Origin of the sequence: Herbiconiux ginsengi (assembly GCF_900107435.1) — a bacterium.
GTDB classification, from domain to species: Bacteria; Actinomycetota; Actinomycetes; order Actinomycetales; family Microbacteriaceae; genus Herbiconiux; species Herbiconiux ginsengi.
Genome location: NZ_FNPZ01000003.1, coordinates 678,525 through 701,222 on the forward strand (window position 1 = coordinate 678,525; position 22,698 = coordinate 701,222).

Annotated in this window: 22 protein-coding genes; 9 read left to right on the forward strand and 13 right to left on the reverse strand. The window is 69.7% G+C overall.

The window, feature by feature from the left end; all coding sequences use genetic code 11:
* Nucleotides 1-151: 151 nt before the first annotated feature.
* Together pucL and allB are read right to left on the reverse strand one after the other, a co-directional pair.
* Nucleotides 152-1,057, reverse strand: coding sequence for a factor-independent urate hydroxylase (pucL, locus tag BLW00_RS16000; protein ID WP_092555893.1), 906 nt, complete (start codon nt 1,055-1,057; stop codon nt 152-154).
* A gap of 126 nt (nt 1,058-1,183) precedes the next feature.
* The gene (gene allB / locus BLW00_RS16005) at nt 1,184-2,551 is read right to left on the reverse strand and encodes an allantoinase AllB (protein WP_092555894.1); all 1,368 of its coding nucleotides are present in this window, start codon (nt 2,549-2,551) and stop codon (nt 1,184-1,186) included.
* Between the two features lie 177 nt (nt 2,552-2,728).
* Between allB and BLW00_RS23520 the strand changes: the two genes are divergently transcribed.
* The 4 genes from BLW00_RS23520 (at nt 2,729) to BLW00_RS16025 (ending at nt 6,880) form a co-directional block, all read left to right on the forward strand.
* Nucleotides 2,729-3,883 (forward strand): methylenetetrahydrofolate reductase C-terminal domain-containing protein, encoded by a 1,155-nt coding sequence (locus BLW00_RS23520; RefSeq protein WP_092555895.1) that lies wholly within the window; start codon nt 2,729-2,731, stop codon nt 3,881-3,883.
* A gap of 58 nt (nt 3,884-3,941) precedes the next feature.
* On the forward strand, nt 3,942-5,651 hold the full coding sequence (locus BLW00_RS16015; protein ID WP_175494316.1) for an alpha-keto acid decarboxylase family protein: 1,710 nt from the start codon (nt 3,942-3,944) through the stop codon (nt 5,649-5,651).
* An 85-nt stretch (nt 5,652-5,736) separates the two neighbouring features.
* The gene (locus BLW00_RS16020) at nt 5,737-6,411 is read left to right on the forward strand and encodes a GAP family protein (protein WP_092555899.1); all 675 of its coding nucleotides are present in this window, start codon (nt 5,737-5,739) and stop codon (nt 6,409-6,411) included.
* Nucleotides 6,412-6,490: 79 nt separating this feature from the next.
* Entirely contained in the window at nt 6,491-6,880 is a 390-nt protein-coding gene (locus tag BLW00_RS16025; RefSeq protein ID WP_092555901.1) for an SHOCT domain-containing protein, read from the forward strand.
* A gap of 188 nt (nt 6,881-7,068) precedes the next feature.
* On the opposite strand, the gene BLW00_RS16030 is transcribed toward BLW00_RS16025, so the two are convergent.
* Nucleotides 7,069-7,677 (reverse strand): pentapeptide repeat-containing protein, encoded by a 609-nt coding sequence (locus BLW00_RS16030; protein ID WP_092555903.1) that lies wholly within the window; start codon nt 7,675-7,677, stop codon nt 7,069-7,071.
* 50 nt (nt 7,678-7,727) lie between these two features.
* On the opposite strand from BLW00_RS16030, the gene BLW00_RS16035 reads away from it, so the two are divergent.
* Nucleotides 7,728-8,360 (forward strand): LysE family translocator, encoded by a 633-nt coding sequence (locus BLW00_RS16035; protein WP_092555905.1) that lies wholly within the window; start codon nt 7,728-7,730, stop codon nt 8,358-8,360.
* A 6-nt stretch (nt 8,361-8,366) separates the two neighbouring features.
* On the opposite strand, the gene BLW00_RS16040 is transcribed toward BLW00_RS16035, so the two are convergent.
* The 8 genes from BLW00_RS16040 to BLW00_RS16075 form a co-directional block, all read right to left on the reverse strand.
* Nucleotides 8,367-8,942 (reverse strand): pyridoxine/pyridoxamine 5'-phosphate oxidase, encoded by a 576-nt coding sequence (locus BLW00_RS16040; protein ID WP_092555907.1) that lies wholly within the window; start codon nt 8,940-8,942, stop codon nt 8,367-8,369.
* The gene (locus BLW00_RS16045) at nt 8,939-9,712 is read right to left on the reverse strand and encodes a creatininase family protein (protein ID WP_092555909.1); all 774 of its coding nucleotides are present in this window, start codon (nt 9,710-9,712) and stop codon (nt 8,939-8,941) included. The genes BLW00_RS16040 and BLW00_RS16045 overlap by 4 nt, the downstream gene beginning before the upstream one ends.
* Nucleotides 9,709-11,040, reverse strand: coding sequence for an FAD-binding oxidoreductase (locus tag BLW00_RS16050; protein WP_092555911.1), 1,332 nt, complete (start codon nt 11,038-11,040; stop codon nt 9,709-9,711). Before BLW00_RS16050 ends, BLW00_RS16045 begins: the two co-directional genes overlap by 4 nt.
* A 53-nt stretch (nt 11,041-11,093) precedes the next feature.
* A complete protein-coding gene (locus tag BLW00_RS16055; protein ID WP_175494317.1) occupies nt 11,094-11,867 on the reverse strand; it encodes an SDR family NAD(P)-dependent oxidoreductase in 774 nt (257 codons plus the stop codon).
* A gap of 64 nt (nt 11,868-11,931) precedes the next feature.
* Nucleotides 11,932-13,113: a nitrate ABC transporter substrate-binding protein gene (locus BLW00_RS16060; protein WP_092555913.1), complete on the reverse strand. Its 1,182-nt coding sequence runs from the start codon at nt 13,111-13,113 to the stop codon at nt 11,932-11,934.
* Between the two features lie 84 nt (nt 13,114-13,197).
* Nucleotides 13,198-14,046: an ABC transporter permease gene (locus BLW00_RS16065; protein WP_092555915.1), complete on the reverse strand. Its 849-nt coding sequence runs from the start codon at nt 14,044-14,046 to the stop codon at nt 13,198-13,200.
* Nucleotides 14,043-14,816: an ABC transporter ATP-binding protein gene (locus BLW00_RS16070; RefSeq protein WP_092555917.1), complete on the reverse strand. Its 774-nt coding sequence runs from the start codon at nt 14,814-14,816 to the stop codon at nt 14,043-14,045. The genes BLW00_RS16065 and BLW00_RS16070 overlap by 4 nt, the downstream gene beginning before the upstream one ends.
* Nucleotides 14,817-14,824: 8 nt before the next feature.
* Complete coding sequence (locus BLW00_RS16075) at nt 14,825-16,225, reverse strand: amidohydrolase family protein (RefSeq protein WP_245741626.1); 1,401 nt, start codon at nt 16,223-16,225, stop codon at nt 14,825-14,827.
* Nucleotides 16,226-16,355: 130 nt separating this feature from the next.
* Here BLW00_RS16075 and BLW00_RS16080 point away from each other — a divergent pair, with 130 nt between their 5' ends.
* Nucleotides 16,356-16,946, forward strand: coding sequence for a helix-turn-helix domain-containing protein (locus BLW00_RS16080; RefSeq protein ID WP_092555919.1), 591 nt, complete (start codon nt 16,356-16,358; stop codon nt 16,944-16,946).
* Nucleotides 16,943-17,956, forward strand: a complete 1,014-nt coding sequence (locus BLW00_RS16085) for a PDR/VanB family oxidoreductase (RefSeq protein WP_092555921.1) — start codon at nt 16,943-16,945, stop codon at nt 17,954-17,956. The genes BLW00_RS16080 and BLW00_RS16085 overlap by 4 nt, the downstream gene beginning before the upstream one ends.
* On the opposite strand, the gene BLW00_RS16090 is transcribed toward BLW00_RS16085, so the two are convergent.
* Nucleotides 17,953-19,314, reverse strand: a complete 1,362-nt coding sequence (locus BLW00_RS16090) for an amidohydrolase family protein (protein ID WP_245741627.1) — start codon at nt 19,312-19,314, stop codon at nt 17,953-17,955. The genes BLW00_RS16085 and BLW00_RS16090 overlap by 4 nt on opposite strands.
* Before the next feature lie 85 nt (nt 19,315-19,399).
* On the opposite strand from BLW00_RS16090, the gene BLW00_RS16095 reads away from it, so the two are divergent.
* Together BLW00_RS16095 and BLW00_RS16100 are read left to right on the forward strand one after the other, a co-directional pair.
* Nucleotides 19,400-20,503, forward strand: coding sequence for an XdhC family protein (locus BLW00_RS16095; RefSeq protein ID WP_092555923.1), 1,104 nt, complete (start codon nt 19,400-19,402; stop codon nt 20,501-20,503).
* A complete protein-coding gene (locus tag BLW00_RS16100; RefSeq protein WP_092555925.1) occupies nt 20,493-21,911 on the forward strand; it encodes an 8-oxoguanine deaminase in 1,419 nt (472 codons plus the stop codon). The genes BLW00_RS16095 and BLW00_RS16100 overlap by 11 nt, the downstream gene beginning before the upstream one ends.
* A 99-nt stretch (nt 21,912-22,010) precedes the next feature.
* Here BLW00_RS16100 and BLW00_RS16105 read toward each other — a convergent pair whose 3' ends face one another.
* Nucleotides 22,011-22,631, reverse strand: a complete 621-nt coding sequence (locus BLW00_RS16105; RefSeq protein ID WP_092555927.1) for a LysE/ArgO family amino acid transporter — start codon at nt 22,629-22,631, stop codon at nt 22,011-22,013.
* Between the last annotated feature and the right edge of the window lie 67 nt (nt 22,632-22,698).

Genomic DNA, 22,698 nt, shown 5'->3' on the forward strand with positions numbered 1-22,698 from the left:
CGGGTGCGGCCATCCTGTGACACGGGCCGGGGTGGGCCGGTAGAGCGATCCTGCGGCGCTGACTCGGGGTAGGGCGGCCGGGTGTCGGCGATCGTGACGCGGTAGGACTCATCGGCGGACCCGCCGTGGGTCCGGGGACGGGTCGGCGGGCTTAGGCGAAACCGCCGGCGATGGTCCAGGCGGGGCCCGCATCCGGAGCGTCGTCGCGGAGCACCGAAGCCTGGATGAGGCCGTAGGGGCGATCGTCGGCGTTGAAGACCTCGTTGTCGTTCGTGAGACCGAACGGAGCCAGGTCGTAGAGGAAATGGTGCTTGTTCGGCGCCGACATCCGAATCTCCGCGATGAACGGGTAGGCCTCCAGCACCGCCTTGCCCATCTCGTAGAGCGTCTGCTGCAACGCCAGCGAGTGCACGGTGGCGAAGGTCGACACCATGATCTGCTTGATGCCGGCGTAGGTGGCCTCCCAGTCGACATCGGTCGTCGTGAAGCGCCATTGCGCCACCAATGAGGTGGCCATGATGCGGTCGGTCGTGGGCTGCAACAGCGTGTACTCGTCTTCGAGGAAACCGTGGAACTCCGACCCCGTGGTCTTCAGGATGACCAGGTCTTTGAACCCGCCGATCACCCATTCCCGTTGCGCGTCGCCCGAACCCTCGACCGTGATCGCGGCCGTGCGGATCTCCTGACCCTTGCGCACGAAGGTGAAGTCGTGCTCGGAGCCGTCGACCAGCACGCGCTCCCAGGCGAACTCCTCGATCTCGATCCGGGCACCCGACACCGGCTCCACGTCGTCGACGAAGTGGCGGGCCAGCTCGAGACCGTAGCTCTCGATCGAGAGGAGCCCCTTCTCCTTCGCGTAGGAGTAGGCGGTCTGCTTCTGCGTGTCGGTGGGGAGCACCGTGCCCTGGTCGCCCCGCAGGTGCGCCGCGTCGAAATCGCCCCGCAGCGCCGTGGAGACGTTCACGTCATGGATCTCGTGGCGCGGGGAATCACGGTAGATCCGCACGATGCGGTTCTCCGCTTTGCCGTACTGATGCGGACCGAGGATGATCGACATGGTTCCTACTCCCTGCGCGGCGAGACATCGCAAGGCCACGCGCTTCCAGTCTGACGTGCGGTGCTGCGGGCCCGAGACGGATGCGCGCCTCGCCCGCAGGAATTAACGATCAATTTACGTGGCGACTCAGGGCGTGGAACGCCGTTCGAGCAGGCGCCCCCGCGGCATCCGCTCACCGTCGGCCTCGCCGCGGAGGTACACCACTTCACCCGCCAACCACGTGGTCTCGACGACCCCACGCAGGGTGCGGCCGTCGTAGGCCGAGACCGCGTTCTTGTGCTCGAGCTCCTCGGCGTGCACGGCGAACGATTCGTCGGGCGAGAACGCGACGAGATCGGCATCGGCGCCCACCGCGATGGCGCCCTTCACCTCGTCGAGACCGAGCAGGGCCGCCGTGTTCACCGCCATCCAGCCGAGCACCCGCTCGAGCGGAATGCCACGCTCTCGTGCCGCCGTCCAGACCGCGGGGAAGCTCAGCTGCAGCCCGGAGATACCGCCCCAGGCCTCCTGGAAGTCACCGTCGCCAGCGAACTTCAGCTCGGCGGTGGAGGGGGAGTGGTCGGAGGCGATCAGGTCGATCGTGCCGTCGAGCAACGCCTCCCAGAGCAGGTCGCGGTTCGCCTCGTCGCGAATGGGCGGACAGCACTTGAACTGGGTGGCCCCGTCGGGGATGTGCTCGGCCGAGAAGCTGAGATAGTGCGGGCAGGTCTCGACCGTGATCGGCAGCCCCTCGGCCTTCGCCGCGCGAATGGCACCGAGGGCCCGTGCGCTCGAGAGGTGCAGGATGTGGGCGCGTGCCCCCGTGGCGCGCACGCCGTCGATGACATGGGCGATCGCATCCTCCTCGGCCAGCTCGGGCCGTGACGCCACGAACGCGCCGTAGTCGGCGCCGCCGTGGTTGCCCGAACGATCGAGCACCTCGGGATCTTCGGCGTGCACGATGAGCAGCCCCCCGAACCCGGCGATCTCCGTGAGCGCCGAGCGCAGCTGGGCGGTCGAGAGATGCGGGAACTCGTCGACCCCCGACGGAGAGAGGAACGCCTTGAACCCGAACACGCCGGCCGCCCAGAGCGGCTCGAGGGCGCCGAGGCTCGACGGGATGGCTCCGCCCCAGAACCCCACGTCGACGCTCGCCTGAGGAGCAGCCGCCGCGCGCTTGAGGTGAAGTGCCTCGACCGTCGTGGTGGGCGGGATGCTGTTCAGCGGCATGTCGACGATCGTGGTGACCCCTCCGGCCGCGGCCGCGCGCGTCGCCGTGGTGAAGCCCTCCCACTCCGTGCGACCCGGCTCGTTGACGTGCACGTGCGAGTCGACGATGCCGGGCACCAGAACCTGACCCTCGGGCAGGGTGACGACGGTGTGCGCCGGCACCTCCTCGTCGTGGTCGGCGATCGCCGCCACCACGCCGCCGCGCACGGCGATGGTGGCCGGCCGCCACCGCCCTTCGGTGAACACGGAAGAGGCGCGGATGGCGAGATCGTAGGGCTGAGACATCCGGGCTCCTGAGGGTGAGGCGGGTGGGGGCGAGAACGGGCTGACTGCTATTCCACACCATGTCGCTCACCCCGCGCACCCGACCGCCTCCAACGGGGGAGGGATTCGGGAGTCGTCGGCGATGTGGAGGAACGGACGCGAAACACAGCGGTCACAGGCCCCGGTTACCATGAGCGGATGGTCGTCACCACCGAGCAGCGCCTCGCCTGCCCCAAGCACATGGAGTACGGTCCCTGCGGCGGCGTGGAGTTCGACGGCAGCTGCGAGGTCGGCGACTTCCGCTGCGTGTTCCTCGAGACGCCCACGGTGCGGTGGCACGGGATCGCGCCGAACCCGCTCTCGCCCACGGGCGTGGCGAACGCCGCCATCGAGGGTGCGGGCGCCGCCACCGGGCACGCGGTCGTGGCGGCCGGGCACGCTTCCGTCGACGTGCACCACCTCGCCGATGCCCACGAGTTCCCGGTCGCTCCTCAGCGGGGCGCGGCCGCGATGCGCGCCCTGCTGGCCGCTCGCCCCATCGTGGTCGCCGACTTCCCGGGCCGATCCGTCGACCGCGCCTCGCTCACCGACTGCGCGCAGGCCCTCGCCGGGCGGGTGGATGCGACGCTCGCCGGCGACTCCGGCCGGTCACGCGTGCAGTTCTCACCGAGCTACCGCGCCCAGCTGGTGCAGAACGAGGGGCTCGCCGTCTGGACGGGCCTGAATTGCCGTGACCGCAACCGCGTCGCCCTCGAGGGCGAGCTCGCCGGCCTCGCCGACGTGGGCGTGGCCGGCGTGCACTGCGTGACCGGCGATCACACGGCCACCGGCAACCGGCACGACGCCCTGCCCGTCTTCGACCTCGACTCCACCCAGCTCACCGCCCTCGCCCGCCAGGCCGGCCATCTCGTGTCGGTGGCCGAGGCGCCGCTCACTCCGCCCGTCGACCGCCGCGCCGCCCGCCTGCACGAGAAGGTGCTCGCCGGCGCCGACGTCTGCTTCGTGAACCACTCGGGCGGCGTCGAACCCGTGCGCCGATTCATCGCCGAGAGCCACGGGCTGGGCATCGCGCCCGCCTTCATCCCGTGCGTGCCGATGGTGATCGACGCCGGGAGCGCGTCGCTGCTGAAGTCGTTCACGACACTGGTGCTGCCCGAGGGGTTCCTCGACGGCATCCTGCACGCCGCGCATCCGTACGACGCAGCACTGGATGCGATCACCCGGCTCTGCGAGGAGTTCCTGGCGGTCGATGGAGTGGCCGGCGTCAACCTCTCGGGCGGCCCTGCGGCGGGCGCCGAAGTGGCCTTCGCCGACGCGATGGGTGTGGTGGCCGAGCGACTCGGTCTCGGCTGACCGAACGCGTCCGCGGCACCGGATGCGCGGGGTCGCGCCGGATGAGAAGCTGTTCCTCATGAGTGACCAGACACAATCCGGAACACCCGCCCCCCTGACCGTCACCGTCGGTCAGTACCTCGCCACCCGCCTCGTGCAGCTCGGCGCCCACCACGTCTTCGGCCTGCCGGGAGACTTCAACCTCAGCCTTCTCGATCAGATGGCGACGGTCGAAGGATTCCACTGGGTCGGTTCGACCAACGAGTTGAACGCCGCCTACGCGGCCGACGGCTACGCCCGCGTGCGCCGGGGCCTCGGCGCCCTCGTCACGACCTTCGGGGTGGGCGAGCTCTCGGCCATCAACGGGGTGGCGGGCAGCTACTCCGAAGACGTGCCCGTTGTGCAGATCACCGGGATGCCCACCACCGGCGCCCGCGCGGCCGGCACCCACCTCCACCACACCCTGATCGACGGCGACTACGACCACTTCTTGCGCGCCTATCGCGAGGTCACGGTCAGCGCGACCGTCGTCAAGGCGCAGACCGCCACACGCGACATCGACGCCGCGCTGATGACCGCGCTCCGTGAATCCAAGCCGGTGTACCTCGGCATCCCGAGCGACGTCGCCACCCTGCCGGTGCACGCCGCGAACCTGCGTACGCCTCTGGTGGCCGCGTCGAGCGACCGCAACGAGCTCGAGCGCTTCACGGCGATGCTCGCCGAGACGGTGGCCCGCCACGACCAGGTGACCATGCTGGTCGGCTCGCAGGTGCACCGCTGCAGCCTCGAGGCGATCGTCCGCCAGATCGCCGACCACGACGGCGTGTACATCGCTTCGCAGAACATGTCGAAAGCGGTGCTCGACGAGTCGCATCCGGCCAGCCTCGGCACCTACATGGGCGCCTTCACCCGGGTCGACGAGGCGCGCGCCGCCGTCGACGACGCGCCGCTCCTCGTTCTCGCGGGAACCGTGATGAGCGACTTCCTCACCGGCTTCTTCACGCAGCGCTTCGACGAGGACGCCGCGATCGAGCTCGGCCTCACCACAGCCCGCATCGCCGACACCACCTTCTACGGCGTGCGGCTCGAAGACTCGCTGCGCGCCCTGCACGTCGTGTTGGGCCAGACCCCGCGGGCCGAGGTGCTGCCGGTGGGGCATCCGTCGGTCGCGGTCGCCGCCGCGCCCCTGGCGGGCGAACCGCTCGACCAGGAGTTCTTCTGGGCGGCCATCCAGGGCTGGCTGCGGCCCGGCACCACGGTGATCGCGGATGCCGGCACCTCGTTCTACGGCGCGCTCGATCTGGTGCTGCCCGATGAATCCGACCTGCTCGGCCAAGCCGTCTGGTCGTCGATCGGCTACACGATCCCGGCGACGCTGGGCGCCTGCCTCGCGCAGCCGAAACGGCGGTCGGTGCTCTTCGTGGGCGACGGTGCGGCGCAGTTGACGGTGCAGGAGCTCGCCACGATCCTGCACCGCGGGTTCACTCCGGTGATCTTCCTGCTCAACAACGACGGCTACACCGTCGAGCGCAAGATCCAGAGTCCGTCGGCGGTCTACCAGGACATCACGCCGTGGGACTGGACGCTGATTCCCGCCGCGTTCGGCGCGGCCGACCGTGTGGTCACCGCATCCGTCGGCAGCCAGGACGAGCTGGCGGAAGCGCTGGCGCTCGCCCACGAGAACACCGAGAAGGCGGTGCTGATCGAGGTGCGCCTGCCCGAGATGGATTCGCCGAGGCTCCTGACCGTGCTGACCGAGGGGATCGCCGCAGCCGCAGCGAAGCGGTGACCACGCAGGGACGTCGAGGCGTGGCGGTCTGTTCGCGGCACCGGATCCACCCCTAGGGTGTGACCAACGAGAAGCGGGGGACGACATGGGTCAGGTCATCGGCGAGGTGCTCCCGCTGGCGCTCGGCGTCGCGATCAGTCCGATCCCGATCATCGCCGCCATCCTGATGCTGCTCTCGCCGAAGGCTCGCGGAACGAGCGTCGGCTTCCTGATGGGCTGGGTGCTCGGCATCGTCGTGGCCGTCGTGGTGTTCGCGCTGCTCTCGTCGTTCCTGCCCGAGTCGGGGTCGGATGCGCCGAAGCCGATCTCGGGAGTCATCAAGATCGTGCTGGGCATCGCCCTCCTCGCCCTGGCCGTGCGGCAGTGGCGCTCGCGGCCCAAGGAGGGCATCGCGCCCGTTCTCCCGAAGTGGATGGCGGCCATCGACTCGATGACGGCAGGGCGCGGTTTCGCTCTCGGCTTCGTGCTGGCGGCCGTGAACCCGAAGAACCTCCTCATGGGTGTGGCGGCCGGCGTCGCGGTCGGTTCGGATGCTCCGAACGCCGGAGCGAGCGTCGTCGCCGTGGTGGTCTACGTGGTGATCGCGGCATCCACCGTCGCCGTTCCGGTGATCGCCTACCTGGCGGCCGCTCAGCGCATGGCCACGCCGCTGGAATCCCTTCGAGGGTGGCTGACACGCAACAATTCGACGGTCATGGCCGTTCTGCTGTTGATCATCGGCGTCGTCGTGATCGGAAAGGGTCTCGCCAACTTCTCCTGACCGCTACTGTGATGGGTGGCATGCCCTACGCGCGCCGGGGAAGCCTCGCCCGACACGAGGCAGATTGGGAGGACTCATCATGAGCTTCTGGGGAAATTTCTGGGACGTCATCGGCTGGTTCCTCTGGGCGTTCGTGTTCATCGCCTACCTGATGGCGCTGTTCGCGATCATCGGAGACCTGTTCCGCGACCACAAGCTGAACGGCTGGTGGAAGGCGCTGTGGATCCTCTTCCTGATCTTCGTGCCGTTCATCACCGCCTTGGTCTACCTCATCGCGCGCGGTCGCGGCATGGCCGAGCGTCAGAACAAAGAGGTCAAGCAGGCGCAGACGGCGGCCGACGACTACATCCGTAACGTGGCGGGTTCGAGCGCGTCGGACGAGATCGCGAAGGCCAAGGCGCTGCTGGATGCCGGCACCATCACCCAGGACGAGTACAACCTGCTGAAGGCGAAGGCGCTGCAGCACTAGTCGCCTCGGGCGCCGTGCTTCGCGCGGCGTCCTCGGGCGGCGCCGGTCCTTGCCCGGCGCCGCGCGACATGTTCGCGTGAGGTCGCTGCGCGGCCTCACGCTCACTCTGGGTCGTCGAGTAGGGCCCGTTGCGTTGCGTCTCGGATGTTGCGTTGTGTCTCGGATGCGGTTCGGGTAGCGAGTTGTACTTACTCGGGTCGCACGTCGAGACGGAGGGCCTGGGCGATCGTGACCGCCTGATCGATGGTCACGATCGCCTTCGCCAGCTCGACCGTGAGCGGATCGAGCGACGAGAGGTCGCTGCCCCGCAGATCGCAGCCCGCGAGCTCGGCCCGGTGCCAGAGGGCGCCGCTCAGGTCGAGATCGCGCAGCACCGCCCCACCACAGCGGGCGCCGCTCAGGTCGGCCTCGCGCATCCGCACCCCGGTGAAGGATGCGCCGCTCAGGTCTTTGCGAGCCAGTGACACGAAGCCCCAGTTGCCGCCGTCGACCTTCGTCAGATCCCACTCGCAGGAGACGAAGGCGCTGCCCACCAGCTTGCAGCGGGTGAACGAGGCGTCGAAGGAGGAGCACCGCTCGAAGGTGCAGTTCGTGAACGCGGCATCCGTGTGCTCGGACACGTTGAAGCGCACGCCGCGGAACACGCAATCGGTGAAGCTCGCCCCGTGATCGATCAGCTCGGTGAAATCGCAGTCCTGGAAGAGCACGCCCTCGAACACGTCGTCGGCCCCGAGCTCGCGGCCGTACCAGTCTTCGCCCGAGACGCGGCTGGTGGGATCGGGCCGGCGGTCTGTCACCCCTGAAGCCTAGGCGTGACGGCCGACACCGGGGGTCTTAATATCGAAGGATGGTTCCTTTCGGCAACTGGCTCGCGTACGCACTCGCGGCGCTCGTGATCATCCTCATCCCCGGGCCCAGCGTGCTCTTCGTGATCGGGCGGTCGCTCGCCTTCGGCCGGCGGGGCGGGCTGCTCAGCGTGCTCGGCAATGCCCTCGGCGCGCTGCCGCAGGTGGTGGCGGTGGCGGTCGGCGTGGGCGTGATCGTGGCGCAGTCCATCGTGGCCTTCACGATCGTGAAGCTCGTCGGAGCCGCCTACCTCGTCTACCTCGGGGTACAGGCCATCCGGCACCGCAACGTCGTGGCGGGGGAGCAGGCGGGCACCACCGTGCGCTCGTCGTGGCGACTCGTGGCGGAGGGCTTCGTGGTGGGGCTCACCAATCCCAAGACCATCGTCTTCTTCGTGGCCGTGCTGCCGCAGTTCGTCGACTACTCGGCCGGCTCGGTGCCGCTTCAGATGCTGCTACTCGGGCTCACCTCGATCATGATCGGGTTGGTCTGCGACTCGGGCTGGGCGCTCTCGGCCGGTTTCGCACGCAACTGGTTCGCGAAGTCGCCGAAGCGGATGTCGCGGATGCGCGGCACGGGCGGCGTCATGATGATCGGACTCGGCGGCACGATGGCCCTCACGGGCAACAAGTAGCGCCGCTCAGCCGGGGAGCAGCGCGGTCTGCCAGCCGTCGGTGGTGCGGCGGAACTCGGTGCGCCGGCTCGCGGTGTCGGGGCGGCCCTCCCAGAAGGTGAGGCGCACCGGGCGCACCAGGAATCCCGACCAGGTGGGCGGCGGGTCGAGGGCGCCCTCCGGATGCGCAGCGTCGAACTCCGCCCAGCGAACCAGGCGTTCTTCGAGGGGCAAGGCCGCGAACTCGGGGGTGTTCAGCCAGGCGAGCAACTGCAGGTAGCGCGAGCGGTGCCGGTAGGCCCAGAGTTCCTCGGCGTCGTCGGCGCGGGAGACGTCGCCCTGCACCACGAGCTGCCGGCCGGGCCAGAGCAGGGTGAGCGCTGCCCGCGGATCACCGGTGACATCGGTCACCTTGCGCGAGCGCGAGTCGGTGTGGAAGAAGAAGCCCCGCTCGTCGTACTCGCTGAGCAGCACGGTGCGCGCATCCGGGTACCCGCTCGAGGTTCCGGTGCTGAGCGTCATGAGCGGGCGCGCGGGGTCGTCGTTCGACGGGAGCCAAGCGGCGAGCAGCCCGGCGATCTCCTCGGCGGCGGATGCGCTCACGCCGCTCCCGAGGCGTCGAACCGGGCAACCTCGGCGAGGGCCGCGACCGTGTCGACGACCGATGCCTCGAACAGCTCCGCGCCGTAGGCCGCCGTGGCGCCGGTCGGGTCGCCGACCGTGCCATTGGTGGCGAAGTCGTTGGAGAGCCAGCCGAAGGTCACGCGCTTCTTGAAGCCGATGTGCTCGTAGCCGGCCAGGTGCTCGGGAACGCTGCGCTCGGCGAGCGAGAGGTCCACCAGCTCGGGGCGCAGGTGCAGCACGAGCGAGGTCTCGGCGTGTCCGGCGTGGATGCCGAGGCCGAACTCCTCCGGTCCGTCGTGCGCGCCCGACGGCACGGTCGCCCCCATCAGGAAGGTCTGCAACCCGAAGCGGCGTCGCAGCTCTCGGCAGGCCACTTGCAGCAGAGCCAGGTTGCCGCCGTGCCCGTTGAAGAACACGAGCTTGCGAGCCGGGGTGGCGGCGATGGAGTTGCCGAGCTCGACGACGGTCTGCATCAGCGTGTCCCAACTGATCCACATCGTGCCGGGCGCCCAGTGGTGCTCGTCGGATTTCGTGTAGGCGATGGTGGGGAGGATCCAGACGTCCTGACCCTCGGCTGCGGCCCGCTCGACCGAGGCGTTGGCGACGCTGTCGGCGATGAGGTAGTCGGTCATCAGCGGCAGGTGCGGGCCGTGGTGCTCGATGGCACCGGTGGGCAGCACGATCACCGAATCGGACGAGAGCGCCGCGGTGGCTGCGGTGCCGGAGAGTTCGACGAGTCGGCGACTCATGCCCACTTCACCCCCGTCGGCACGGTCTCGGCCAGCGGGATCTTGCCCGGGTTGAGGAGTCCGTCGGGATCGGTCTGCGCGGCCAGCTCCTTCGTGCGCTCGACCTGGTGGTCGACGTACCACTGGTGCGGGCTGTGGAAACCGACACCGATGGCGGCGAGCCGGTCGTAGCCCGCGTACACCTCCTCGGCGCTGACGTAGGGCGCGGCGAGCATCCCGATCGGATGATCGCGCTGGGCCTCGATGTGCAGCATCCCACCGGGGTAGACCTCGTGCACCTCGTCGAGGCGTTCGACAAGGGCCGCACCGGAGACCTCGACGTGGAAGTAGGTGTCCTCGGCCGACTTCTGCAGCCACTCGATCGGGTGGTTGTAGGAGAGCATCGAGATCTTCACCGTGGCCTGCGGGCCCTCGCGCACCTCCTCCACGCGGCCGCCGGCACCCTCGACGAGCGCCGTCGCCGCGGCGACGGTCGAAGCATCGAGGATGGCGCGCATTGACGCACGACCCTTCGGGATGGCCGGGTCGTCGGGCAGGGCATCGGCGATGCGCGGCAGATCGGCCGAGACCAGGCGGGGCGTGGGTTCCAGCCAGCCGACCTGGCGGATGACGGAGGTCGCGTCGGCGAACGACGGGAAGCTGGCGTAGAAGCCGACCCACTCCTGGACCGGCTCGAGCGCGATGGTGGCGCGGGCGATGATGCCGGCCGTGCCGTAGGTGTGCACGTAGGGTTGTGCGGCTTCGCCCTCGAGGTGCACGAGCTCGGCGACCGGAGAGGCGTGCACGACGTCGAGCGCCAGCACGTAGCGGCCGCTCATGTTCGAGCCGTGCTTGATCGATCCCGTGCCGCCCGAGCCGCCGGACAGGAAGCCGCCGATCGTCGACTGGGCGGTGGAGGGGTACATCAGGATCTGCTGCCCGGCTTCGCGCGCGGCCTGTTCGATGGCGACCATGGTCGCGCCGGCTTCGGCCACGAGGTAGCCCTCGCCCACCTCGACCACGGCCCGGGCCTTCGACGTGTCGAGCACCAGCCCGCCCTCGAGGGGGATGGCCTGGCCGTAGTTGCCCGTGCCCTTGCCGCGCGGCGTCACGGCGACGCCGTGGCGCACCGCAGCGGCGACGGTCTGGACGATCTGCTCGGCGCTCGCCGGGAAGGCCACGATGTCGGCGAGCCCGAGCGGAAGCTGCTCGGCCAGGATCGGCGACATCTTCGCGCCGTCGAGCGAGGCCTTCTCGCGGCCACGGAGTTCGGTGGTGATCCCGCGCTCGCCGAGCAACTCGGTGAGTTCGGCAGCGAGAGCGGCGATCTGGTCGGGGGAGGCGGTCATGGTGAAGTCCTCTGGTGCGTGGATGATTCGAATGAAGCGGGTGACGGGCGGGGTCAGTGCATGACCATGCCGCCCGTGACGTTGACGGCCTGGCCGGTCATGTAGTCGGCGTCGGCGGAGGCGAGGAAGGCGGCGACGCCGGCGACGTCGGCCGGGTCGGCGAGCCGGCCGAGCGGCGAGTAGCTCGACCACTCGGTGACATCCGCCTCGGTGCGGGTGGCGGCGCCCATGTCGGTGAGCACGTAGCCGGGGCAGATGCAGTTGGCCGTGATCCCGGATGCGCCGAGTTCGAGCGCGGTCACCCGGGTGAGGGCGATCACGGCGGCCTTGGAGGCGGCGTAGTGCGCCTGCCCTGCGCCGCCGGTCTTGCCGGCCATGCTGGCGAGGTTCACGATCTTGCCGCCCGTGCCGGCCGCGATCATCGATCGGGCCGCCACCTGGGTGGTGACGAGCATGGCCGTGGTGTTGATGGCGAAGACGGTGTCCCACTCGTCGACGGTGATGTCGAGCAGCGAGCCGAAACGCAGGATGCCGGCGTTGTTGACGAGCACGTCGATGCCGTCGAGGGCCTCGATGGCCCGGCCCAGCGCATCCGTGGTGTTCGACGGATCGCTGAGGTCGGCGGGAACGAAGTGGCAGCCCAGTTCGCCGGCGAGGGCGGAGCCCTGCTCGGCGAGGCGGTCGAGGACGCTGATCTCAGCACCCTCGGCCGCACAGCGCCGGGCGATGGAGGCGCCGATCCCCCGCGCTCCGCCCGTGACCACGATGCGCGTTCCGGCGAGCCGGGAGCTCGTCGTGCGGCGATCGGTCACGGGGCGGAGCGACATGGGATCAGTGCCTTTCAGTGGGTTTGTGAATCAGTGCGGTTTCGAAGGGTCGGGATGCAGCCGCTCAGCTGGCCGGGAGGCCGATCGAGGTGTCGATGTACTCGTTGGTGTAGATGTCGTCCACGGTCAGACCGTCGGCCGGGGTGGCGCCGATCTTCTCGAGGATCGGCACGGCCTTGTCGAAGAACGACGACATCCGGGCCTCGTCGAGGTCGCCGATGGTGTCGTTCGCGCCGTTGGAGACGAGACCGAGGTCCTGCATCTGCTTCACCGAGAAGTCGGCGACGCCCTGCGAGTAGACCCAGCCGGTGTCGAACTGGTCGACCAGGTCGAGGATCAGCGAGTTCACCGGCGCGGGGTCGGCGAAGTAGTCGACCTCGGCCTGCTGCAGAACGGGCACCAGGGCCTTCAGGCAGTCGGCGTTGGCTTCGAGGTCACCCGTGCGGACGGCCATCACCGACTGGTAGTAGTCCCAGCCGGTGTCGTTGATGAGCTGGAAGTCGACCGGCTTCATCCAGTCGCTCACCTCGTTCTCGTAGATGTAGGGTTCGGCCGAGGCGAAGCCCTGCTGGGCCGCCTTGCCGGCGTCGGCGACGAAGTTCGCCGGCGTGCCGTCGTAGCTGCCGTCGGCCTGCGCCTCGGGCACGATGCCCTGCTCCTTCAGGTACTCCATGTAGGTGGAGTCGGCGAAGTAGCGCACGATCGCGCCCTTGCTCGTGACGTCCTTGATGGTCTTGGCGTCGGGGTAGGTTGCCGGGTCCCACATGATCATCAGCGGGCTCTTCTCCAACGGGGCGAAGACGCCCGTGGTGGGGAAGTCGGCCGAGTTCTGGATCTGCTCGTCGGTCGAGACGTAGCCGAGCATGATGTCGGGGTCCTGGTACATGATCGAGGTCACGCTCTGGAAGCCGATGGCCGGGCCGCCCGAGCGGATCTCCACGTTGACGCCCGTGTACTCGCCGCCGCTGTAGAGCGGGCCGCTGACCTTCTTGTTGGCCGCGTCGATCTTCGGGTCGGGGCCGAGCAGCTCGTAGAGGTGGCCGTGCTCCGCCTCCGGGTTCCAGTCGGTCTGCAGCACGATGTTCGACGGGCAGACGCCCGACAGGTCGGTCGCGCCGATGGTGAGGTCGGCCGACGGGGTCGAGTCGTCGGTGGCCGACGAACTGCTGCTACAGGCTGAGAGTGCGATCGCGGTGGTCGCGACGAGTCCGGCTGCGAGGACGAGCCGGGTTCGGGTGCTGCGCATGTCATCTCCTTCTAGGTGCTGCGGGGTGGTGCTGGACGGGATGGTGCGGGTGGTGCAGGGTGGGACGGATGAGTCGGAGGCGGCTCAGTTGGCCGAGAAGTCGTACCACTTGCCGACGACGCGTTTGCCGATCCAGCCGAACAGCGCGAAGATCGCGACGCCGAGCAGGGCGGCGACGAAGATCGTGGCGAACAGTTCGGCCGAGCGGAGCCGCGCGGTGTAGGTGCTGAGCAGCGAGCCGAGTCCGGGCTCGCCGCGACGGAAGAAGAAGTCGCCCACGATCGCGCCGACGACGGCGAGACCGGCGGAGATCCGCATCCCGGCGAAGATCGCCGGAAGGGCGGCGGGGAACTCCAGCTTCGTGAGGATGGTCCAGCGGCCGGCACGTTGCAGCTGGAACAGCTCGCGCTGACCGGGGTCGACGGACTGCAGGCCGAAGAGCGTGTTCGACACCATCGGGAAGAGCGCGATCATGATGCAGACGATCACGCGGGCCGGGTATTCGAAACCGAACCAGAAGCCGATCAGCGGCACGAGGGCGAGGATCGGGATGCACTGCAGCACCACCGCATAGGGGTAGAGCGAGCGCTCCACCCACTTGGCCTGGCTCATGGCCACGGCCCAGAGCACGCCGATCACGATGGCGAAGGCGAGCCCCACGAGCGCGACCAGGGTGGTGCGGCCGAGGGCTTGCATGATCTCGACGAAGGTGGCCGGATCGAAGAACGCGGCCACCACCTCGTGCGGCGGGGGCATCAGGAAGCGGCGCTTCTCGTCGAGCACGAGGAAGGTGATGGCATACCAGACCCCGATGAGGCCGAGGAACACCAGCAGCGGAGGCAGCCAGGTGCTCGTGCGGTTCTTCGCCTTGCGCACCGTGGCCGAGCGGGCGAGCGTGCGCACCTTCGGGGGTGCGGGGGGAGTGGTGGTCATGAGTGTCCCTCTCGGAGAGCGTGCGAGACCTTGCCGCAGAGTTCGGCGTATTCGGCCGTGAAGCGGATGTCGGGATCGCGCGGGAACGGGAACTCCACCGGGAACTCGTCGACGATGTGCCCCGGTCGCCCCGACATCACGATGACCCGGGTGGAGAGGTAGACCGCCTCGGAGACCGAATGGGTGATGAAGAGACCGGCGAACTGCTGCTCGGTGAAGAGCCGGATCAGTTCGTCGTTGAGGCGCTCACGGGTGATCTCGTCGAGTGCTCCGAACGGCTCGTCGAAGAGGAAGAGCTCGGGGTTCAGGGTGAGCGAGCGGGCGAGGCTCGTGCGCATCTTCATGCCGCCGGAGAGCGTCTTCGGCAGGTGCTTCTCGAACCCGGAGAGCCCCACCAGGTCGATGGCCTCCTTCGCGGTGGCGGTGCGCTGCTTCTTCGGGATGCCGTTGAGCTCGGCGAGCAGTTCGACGTTCGACTGCACGTCGCGCCAGGGCAGCAGCGTCGCGTCCTGGAACACGTAACCGATGCGGCTGGTGTCGACCTGGGTCACGCCCTCGGTGGCCGGTGTCAGGCCCGAGGCGATGCGCAGCAGGGTCGACTTGCCGCATCCGGACGGCCCGACGACGGTCACGAACTCGCCGCGATTGACTGTCAGGGAGACGCCGGAGAGGGCGGTGGTGCCGTTCGGGAACGTCATGGCGACGTTCTCGAAGCGCAACAGCTGATCGGTGGTGGTCGCCGGAGCGACGGGGGAGGGGGCGATGGTCATGGAGCTTCTCACCTCGTTTCGAGAATGGGTTCGGCTGGTGCGGGGATGGTTGGCGGTGCGGATGCGGTCAGGTCGGGCAGCGCGATCGACCGGGTGACCTGGCTCCGGGCGACCAGGCGACCGGCGTGCACGACGAGACGATCGGCGGAGGCGTTGGCGATCGCATCCGAGAGGCTGCGGCCGCGCACGGCGAGGAATTCGGCTCGCGCGCCCACCTCGACGCCGGCGACCGGGAGGCTCATCACGTCGCGGGCCCCGCAGCTGACCGCGGCGTACGCCTCGTCGAGCGTGAGATGGCCGGCCGTGACCAGCAAGGAGGCGGTCTCCAGGGCGTCGCTCCGGCCCACGGGGTTGAACGGATCGCGCACGTTGTCGGCGCCCGCGCCGAGCCGGGCGCCCGCGTCGAGCAGGCTCCGCACGGCGGTGAGGCCGCGTGGGGTGGAGACCGGATGCTCCCAGCCCTGCAGGTAGAGATTCGTGATCGGGAGGGTGACGATGCCGATGTCGCTGCGCACGATCTCGGCGATGACCTCGTCGAGTTCGGCGGGAGGAAGGGTGCCGAGGCGAACGCAGTGACCGGCCGTCACGGGGCGGCTCGCATCCCAGTCGCGCACGACCTCGGCCAGGGTGCGCAGGGTGAGTGCGCCGTCGAGGCTCTCGTCGGTGTGCATGTCGACACCGACTCCGCGGAGCTCGGCCAGGGCGAGCAGTCGGCGCAGGTCGGCTTCGGGGTCGTCGGCCAGGTGCGGTGCGCCGCCGACGAGATCGACACCGAGGTCGAGGGCTTCGAGCACGTCGTCGGAGGGCGCCGTGGGGCCGGCCAGGGCGACGAGTTCGAGGTCGAGGAGTCCGCGGAGCTCTTCGCGCACCTGAGCCAGGGCGCGCACACCGCGCATCGGGTCGGGGCCGCTCAGGATGTCGACGTGGCAGCGGATGGCCGTGGTGCCGTTCGCGAGCATCCGGAGCGCCTGCTCACGGGCCCGGTCGGCGATGCTCTCGGTCGACATCGTCGCGGCGTAGCGCTTCCAGGACTCGATGGCGAGGCCGAGGTCGCCCATCGGAGGCTCGATCAGGTCCCAGGAGAGCGCCTTGTCGAGGTGGGCGTGTGGCTCGGCGGGGGCGGTGAGCAGGAGAAACCCGTCGAGGGCGAGGGTCGTGTCGTTCGCGAGGTCCCTCGGGTCGGGTCGACTCGAGCCGGCCGGCGTCACCGCGATGACGCTGTCGCCGGTGATCTCGACGTCGACGACGCGGCCGTCGGGGAGCGTCGCATCCGTCAGTCGGGTGAGTCGCTGGGGGAGGGTGTTCATCGGATCGATCTCCCCGCTGTCGATGGGCATGGTTGCCCGGGTGATGATCATCGCGACGTCGGGGTGACCGTGGTGGATGTTGATGGGTTCAACACGGCTCACGCTACGGACGGCTCGTTTCCGGCACGTAACGCAAACATTTCCGATTGTTAATTGCCGCTGATGCCGATTTCGCGCGCGGGTGGGTTCGTGGTTACTGTCTGAGGTGTTCCGACCGAAAGGGGCGCGAATCGTGTCCGGAAGCGTCGCCCTCGACGAGCAGACCGAGCGCCTCGGCGCGCGCATCCGTTCGGTGCGCCAGGCGCGTGGGCTCACATTGGTGGAGCTGGCCCGTCTGGCCGAGCTCTCGCATCCGTTCCTCAGCCAGCTCGAACGGGGGCAGGCACGGCCCAGCATGCTCTCGCTCGAGCGGATCGCCCGGGCACTCGGGTCGAGTCAGATCGAGCTGATCGCGGCGGCGACCGACGACCTGCTCCCCGGGGCCGGCGTCTCCCGTGTGTCACTCGTGCGGAAGGCCGAAGGGCCGCAGGGGCCGTTCGGCGGAGGCGCGGCGCGCATTCTCGTGCACGGCGACGGATCGTTCATCCCGATGGAGTTCCGCGGTTCGAACCGCGAGCCGGGGGAGTTCTACCACCACGCCGAGGCCGAGTTCCTGCACGTCGTGAGCGGGGCGGTGCTCGTCGACCTCGCCGACGACGGCGAGTTCGAACTGGTGCCGGGCGACTCGATCCACTACGCCGGAGGCACGCTGCACCGGTGGTGTTCGCTCGGCGAAGACGAATACCGGCTGTTCATCGTCAAGGAGCGGAGGGCCTCATCGTGACCGCAGTGCTCCATGAGATCGATACGGTCGTGACCGCGGCGACGCCGGTGGCCGAGGATGTCGTGCTGCTCGAGCTGCGGGCGGCCGATGGTTCCGCGCTGCCCGCGTGGGAGCCCGGCGCGCATGTCGACGTCGTCGTGCAGCCCGGCGTGGAGCGGCAGTATTCGCTGTGCGGCGACCCGGGCGACCTCTCCCGCTACCACGTCGCGGTGCTGCGTGAACCCGACGGACGGGGTGGATCGGAGCACCTGCACGCGCACGTCTCGGAGGGGTCGTCGTTGCGCATCCGGGGTCCACTGAACCATTTCGCTCTCGTGCCTCCGACCGCGTCCTCGAACTATGCCTTCGTGGCGGGCGGGATCGGCATCACGCCCGTGGTGCCGATGATCCGGGCCGTCGAGGCCGCCGGCGCCTCCTGGACCCTCGACTACGCCGGGCGCTCGCTCGAACGGATGCCCTTCGTCGACGAACTGGTGCGGGAGTTCGGCGAGCGGGTGCGGGTGCATGTGCCGGGTTCGCCCGTGGAGCAGGAGTCGTCGGGGGCGACGGATGCCACCGGGTCCCGCTTCGACGTGACGTCGCTCTCGGCGCGACTGGCCGACGGGCCGGTGTCGGTGTACTGCTGCGGCCCGGCACGGATGCTCGCGGCCCTCGAGCAGGAATCCGCGGCATCCGGATGGCCCGCCGGCACGTTGCACCTGGAGCGGTTCGAGGCACGCGAAGTCACCGAACCGGTGCGGCACGAAGCGTTCGAGGTGGAGCTCGAGATCTCGGGCATGACCCTGTCGGTGCCGCCCGACCGGTCGATTCTCGAGGTGGTGGAGGAAGCCGGCGTGCTGGTGCTCTCGTCGTGCCGCGAGGGCACTTGCGGAACCTGCGAGACGCCCGTGGTCTCGGGCGAGGTCGACCACCGCGACTCGGTGCTCACCCCCGACGAGCAGGAGGCGAACGAGGTGATGATGATCTGCGTCTCGAGGGCGGCGTGCCCCCGGTTGGTGCTGGAGCTCTAGGCTCGACGGGTGGCGAGCAAGGTCGTCAGATCGGATGCCAGGGCGCGCTGGTCGTGGGCGACGAGTTCGTAGTCGCGCACCACGACCCGGCCGCCGACGACGACGTGGCGGGGGCGACGGCCGGGGGAGGCCCACAGGAGTCCCGCCACGGGATCGGCCACGCCGGCATCCGCGACGCCGGAGACGTCCCAGACGCAGAGATCGGCGGCCGCCCCCGGGCGCAGGTGGCCGAGCTCGGGGCGGCCCAGACCGATCGCCGATCCCTCGGACGCCATCGACAGGATGCTCCGCGCGTCGATCGGAGGGCCGGCGAGCGGCGCCACCTGCATCGCGAGCCGCGCGTCGGCGAGCAGGTGTCCGGCGTCGTTGCTGCCGCCCCCGCTCGTACCGAGGCCTACCGGGATCCCCGCCGCGCGCAACGCCGCGACCGGCGCGATGCCCCAGCCCATCGGCAGGTCACAGCCCGGAGCATGCGTGGCGGTGACGCCGCGCGACGCCAGCAGCGCGATCTCCTCGTCGGTCACGGCGCAGAGGTGGGCGAGCGTCACGTCGGGCGCCAGCCAGCCCCACTCCTCGAGGAGCGCGATCGGCCGCTTGCCGTACTTCTCGAGGGCGATCGCGACGTCGACCTGTTCGTTCGCCTGGGTGCGGCGACGAAGGCCGCGCCGCGCAGCGACCTCGCCGAGCAACCGGAACGTGGCCTCGCTGTCGCTGTGCACGCCTGCCGGGCCGACCGCGAGCTGGAACATTCCGTCGGCGGAGACCCCGCCCCGCGCATCCGGCACCAGGGCCTCGGCGATCGCGTCGGCCGAGGCCGCGGCCTCTTCGGGATCGTCGCGGGCCGAGCCGCGCACGAAGGCGAGACGGCCGCCGAGTTCCCGGGCTGCGTCCGCCGTCGCTCGCGCGATGCCGACGGTGTCGCTGCCGGCCGGCCAGGTGAGGTGATGATCGGCCACGGTCGTGACCCCGGCGAGCAGGCCCTCGGCCACCCCGACGAGCGCGGAAGCGCGGGCGAGTTCGGGATCGATGCCGATTTCGGCATACGCCGCGGCCATCGTGGGCAGCCAGACGTGCATCGGCACTCCGCGGGTGCCCGGCAGTGTGCGGAATGCGCTCTGCAGCAGGTGGTGGTGGGCGTTGACGAGGCCGGGGGTCACCACGCATCCACTCGCGTCGAGGTGCTCCACCGGGCCGGTCGCGCCGGCTGAATCGACGAGTCCGTACGGCCCGGAGGCGTCGGGTGACGGGGCGTCAGGGGCGGCCATGGTCGGGCCGACCACGAGCCGGGCGGCATCATCCGCACTCCGTTCCGTCGTGGCGTCGATGACGATGTGGGCGGCGTCGTGGATGATGAGCATGGTGATTTTCTAACACTTTCATGTGTCAGGCTGATGACGCCGGGGCCGGAGGCCCGGGCTCTCAGGCCGCGGATCGGAGGGACGGATGCTCGAACTCGCTTCGTCGGTGCTCGCATCGCTGGGTGGCGGGCACCGGCTCGCAGTCGCGACGGTCGTCGGAGTCGACGGCAGTGCGCCGCGGGCGCTCGGCACCTCGATGGCGGTCGACGACGAGGGCCGGGTGATCGGCAGCATCTCGGGTGGCTGCGTCGAGGGTGCGGTCTACGAGGCCTGCGAACGGGTGCTGGCGTCGGGCGTCGCCGAGCTCTGCGAGTTCGGATTCAGCGACGCCGACGCCTTCGCGGTGGGTCTCGCGTGCGGGGGACGGCTGCGCGTGTTCGTGCAGGAGTTCGGGCTTCCGGATGCGCGCAACGCGCTTTCCGGGCCCGTTCGCGACGAGCTCGAGCGAGCCCGTGACGGGCGCGCGGCCGGGCTCGCACTGGTCATGACGGGCGACCTGGTGGACGTGCTGGCGGCGAAGGACGGCCCCGAGGGGTCCGTCGTGCGTGCGCGGGTACTCGCGGCGCTGGACGCCTCGGTTCACGCCGGTCGTTCGGTGCGACGACGCGTCGAGTGTGACGGCGAGACGGTCGAGGCGGTATTCCTGGTGAGTGCCCCGCCGCCGCGGATGATCATCTTCGGAGCGGTCGACTTCTCCGTCGCGCTCTCGAACGCCGCCGCACTGCTGGGCTATCGGGTCACGGTCTGCGACGCCCGGCCGGTCTTCGCGACGCCCGAACGATTCCCGTCGGCCGAGGTGGTGAACCAGTGGCCCTCGGACTACCTGGCGCAGACCGCCGTCGACGAGCGCACAGCCCTCTGCATCCTGACCCACGACGACAAGTTCGACATCCCGCTCCTCGAAGTGGCCCTGGCGCTTCCTGTCGCCTACGTCGGCGCGATGGGATCACGGGTCACACACGACCGGCGCGTTCGGGCTCTGCTCGACCGGGGCCTCGATCCCGCCGCCCTCGACTCGTTGCACTCGCCGATCGGACTCGACATCGGCGCATCCTCGCCGGAAGAGACGGCCGTCTCGATCCTCTCCGAGATCCTCGCCGTGCGCACCCGGCGGTCAGGCGCGTCGCTGCGCACCACCGAGGGCCCCATCCATCGACCGAGCGCCGTGGAGGCCGCGAATGAGCAGTGACCTGCGGATCGTCATCGAGAACGCCTACGTCGCGACGGTGGACATAGCCGGAACGGAATACGACTCCGGGCATGTGGTGGTCGACGGGCGGGAGATCGTCGCCGTGGGTGCCGGGCCGGCTCCGGCATGGGCGCTGGCGGGGTCGTCGAACCCGGCTTCGGCGGTCGCTGCGCCGGCATCCGCCGCCGATCGCTCCGTGACTCGCATCGACGGCACCGGGCATCTCCTGACGCCGGGTCTCGTCAACACGCACCACCACCTCTACCAGTGGCTGACCCGGGGGATCGCGCAGGACTCGATCCTCTTCGATTGGCTCACCGCGCTCTACCCCACCTGGTCGAAGATCACGGCCGACACGGTGGGCGCCGGGGCTCTCGGCGGGATGGCGGTCGGCGCGCTCTCGGGGTGTTCGACGATGGGCGATCACCATTACGTGTTCCCGCGCGGGGCGGGAGACATCCTGGGCGGCATCGTCGACGCGGCCGGCTCGCTCGGCGTGCGGCTGCACGGCACGCGCGGATCGATGGATCTCGGCGCGTCGCAGGGCGGGCTTCCCCCCGACTTCGCCGTCGAGACGACCGCCGACGCGCTGCAGGCGAGTGCGGATGCGGTCGCCCGATTCCACGACCCCTCGCGGGAGGCGATGGTCAAGATCGCGATCGCGCCCTGCTCACCCTTCTCGGTCACCTCCGATCTGCTCCGCGAGGCCGCCGTTCTCGCCCGATCGCTCGACGTTCGGCTGCACACGCACGGCTCCGAGACCGTGGAGGAAGACGCGTACTGCCTCGAACGCTTCGGCCGCACCCCGACCGAGTATCTCGACGATCTCGGCTGGCTCGGCGACGACGTCTGGATGGCGCACTGCGTGCACCTCGACGAGAAGGCGATCGCGCGCTTCGCCGCCACGGGCACGGGCGTCGCGCACTGCCCCTCGTCGAACGCGCGGCTCGCGGCCGGCATCGCGCCCGTTCCGCAACTGCTCGCCGCGGGTGTGCCGGTCGGACTCGGGGTCGACGGATCGGCATCCAACGAATCGGGCCAGCTGGGCACGGAGATCCGGATGTCGGTGCTGGTCAACCGGCTGCGGGCGGGCGCCGACGGGATGAGCGGCCGGTCGGGACTCTACATCGCCACGATGGGTGGGGCGCGGGTGCTCGGCCGCGACCGCGAGCTCGGCTCGATCGAGGTCGGCAAGCTCGCCGACCTGGCCCTCTGGAAGATCGACGGCGTGGAGCACGCGGGGATCGTCGATCCCGTCGCCGCGCTCACGCTGGGTGCGCAGCCACCTCTCGCCCTGCTGCTCGTCGACGGGCGCGAGGTCGTGCGCGACGGTGCGCTGGTGCGGGTCGACGAGCGGGACGTCGCCCGGAGGGTCACCGCGGCGGTGGGAGAGCTCCTCGACCGCTGAGAGCGTGAGTGGTTCGTCGCTCCATCCGGTCGCGCCGCTCGTGCTCGATGAACGACGAACGCCTGCTGCACCGAGAACGACGGGTTCTCGGATGCTTCGTCAGATGCCGAGGATCAGCGAGAGGGCTATGGCGAACATCACGAGCGCGATGACCCCGTCGAGGATGCGCCAGGCGAGCGGCCGCGCGAAGACCGGGCGCAGGAGCCGTGCCCCGTAGCCCAGTGTCGTGAACCAGACGACGCTGGCGATGGCCGCGCCGAGACCGAAGAGCCACCGCGCGTCGCCGTGCGAGTTCGCCACCGATCCGAGAAGGACGATCGTGTCGAGGTAGACGTGCGGGTTGAGCCAGGTGAGCGCCAGGCAGGTGGCCACCGTGGCGGCGAGCCCCGCGGAGGCGCGCCCCGCGTCGGGGGAGAGCGTCGACGGCCGCAGCGCCCGTCGTGCCGCGAGGATGCCGTACACCACCAGGAACGCGGCCCCGCCGATCCGCACGATGGTCATCACGACCGGGAGGCGGTCGATCACAAGCCCGACCCCGCTGATCCCGATGCCGATGAGCACCGCATCCGAGACCGCGCAGACGGCGACCACCGCGAACACGTGCCGGCGCAGGAGACCTTGGCGAAGCACGAACGCGTTCTGCGCGCCGATGGCGACGATGAGCGAGAGGCCGAAGCCGAAGCCGGCGAGGGCTGCGAGGGCGTCGATCGATACGGGCACCTTTCGACCGTAGGGGGCTCGTGCGCAGCAATCCAGCTAAACATTCTGAGGCTGCATTAGATTGACT

What these genes read in the sequence shown, in the direction of transcription:
- BLW00_RS23520 (WP_092555895.1), top strand. Translation starts at nt 2,729, where the DNA reads ATGGTCGTCACCACCGAGCAGCGCCTCGCCTGCCCCAAGCACATGGAG.
- pucL (WP_092555893.1), bottom strand. Translation starts at nt 1,057, where the DNA reads ATGTCGATCATCCTCGGTCCGCATCAGTACGGCAAAGCGGAGAACCGC.
- BLW00_RS16045 (WP_092555909.1), bottom strand. Translation starts at nt 9,712, where the DNA reads ATGAGTCGCCGACTCGTCGAACTCTCCGGCACCGCAGCCACCGCGGCG.
- BLW00_RS16020 (WP_092555899.1), top strand. Translation starts at nt 5,737, where the DNA reads ATGGGTCAGGTCATCGGCGAGGTGCTCCCGCTGGCGCTCGGCGTCGCG.
- BLW00_RS16090 (WP_245741627.1), bottom strand. Translation starts at nt 19,314, where the DNA reads ATGCTCATCATCCACGACGCCGCCCACATCGTCATCGACGCCACGACG.
- BLW00_RS16025 (WP_092555901.1), top strand. Translation starts at nt 6,491, where the DNA reads ATGAGCTTCTGGGGAAATTTCTGGGACGTCATCGGCTGGTTCCTCTGG.
- BLW00_RS16065 (WP_092555915.1), bottom strand. Translation starts at nt 14,046, where the DNA reads ATGACCACCACTCCCCCCGCACCCCCGAAGGTGCGCACGCTCGCCCGC.
- BLW00_RS16060 (WP_092555913.1), bottom strand. Translation starts at nt 13,113, where the DNA reads ATGCGCAGCACCCGAACCCGGCTCGTCCTCGCAGCCGGACTCGTCGCG.
- BLW00_RS16100 (WP_092555925.1), top strand. Translation starts at nt 20,493, where the DNA reads ATGAGCAGTGACCTGCGGATCGTCATCGAGAACGCCTACGTCGCGACG.
- BLW00_RS16015 (WP_175494316.1), top strand. Translation starts at nt 3,942, where the DNA reads ATGAGTGACCAGACACAATCCGGAACACCCGCCCCCCTGACCGTCACC.
- BLW00_RS16070 (WP_092555917.1), bottom strand. Translation starts at nt 14,816, where the DNA reads ATGACCATCGCCCCCTCCCCCGTCGCTCCGGCGACCACCACCGATCAG.
- BLW00_RS16035 (WP_092555905.1), top strand. Translation starts at nt 7,728, where the DNA reads ATGGTTCCTTTCGGCAACTGGCTCGCGTACGCACTCGCGGCGCTCGTG.
- BLW00_RS16095 (WP_092555923.1), top strand. Translation starts at nt 19,400, where the DNA reads ATGCTCGAACTCGCTTCGTCGGTGCTCGCATCGCTGGGTGGCGGGCAC.
- BLW00_RS16050 (WP_092555911.1), bottom strand. Translation starts at nt 11,040, where the DNA reads ATGACCGCCTCCCCCGACCAGATCGCCGCTCTCGCTGCCGAACTCACC.
- allB (WP_092555894.1), bottom strand. Translation starts at nt 2,551, where the DNA reads ATGTCTCAGCCCTACGATCTCGCCATCCGCGCCTCTTCCGTGTTCACC.
- BLW00_RS16055 (WP_175494317.1), bottom strand. Translation starts at nt 11,867, where the DNA reads ATGTCGCTCCGCCCCGTGACCGATCGCCGCACGACGAGCTCCCGGCTC.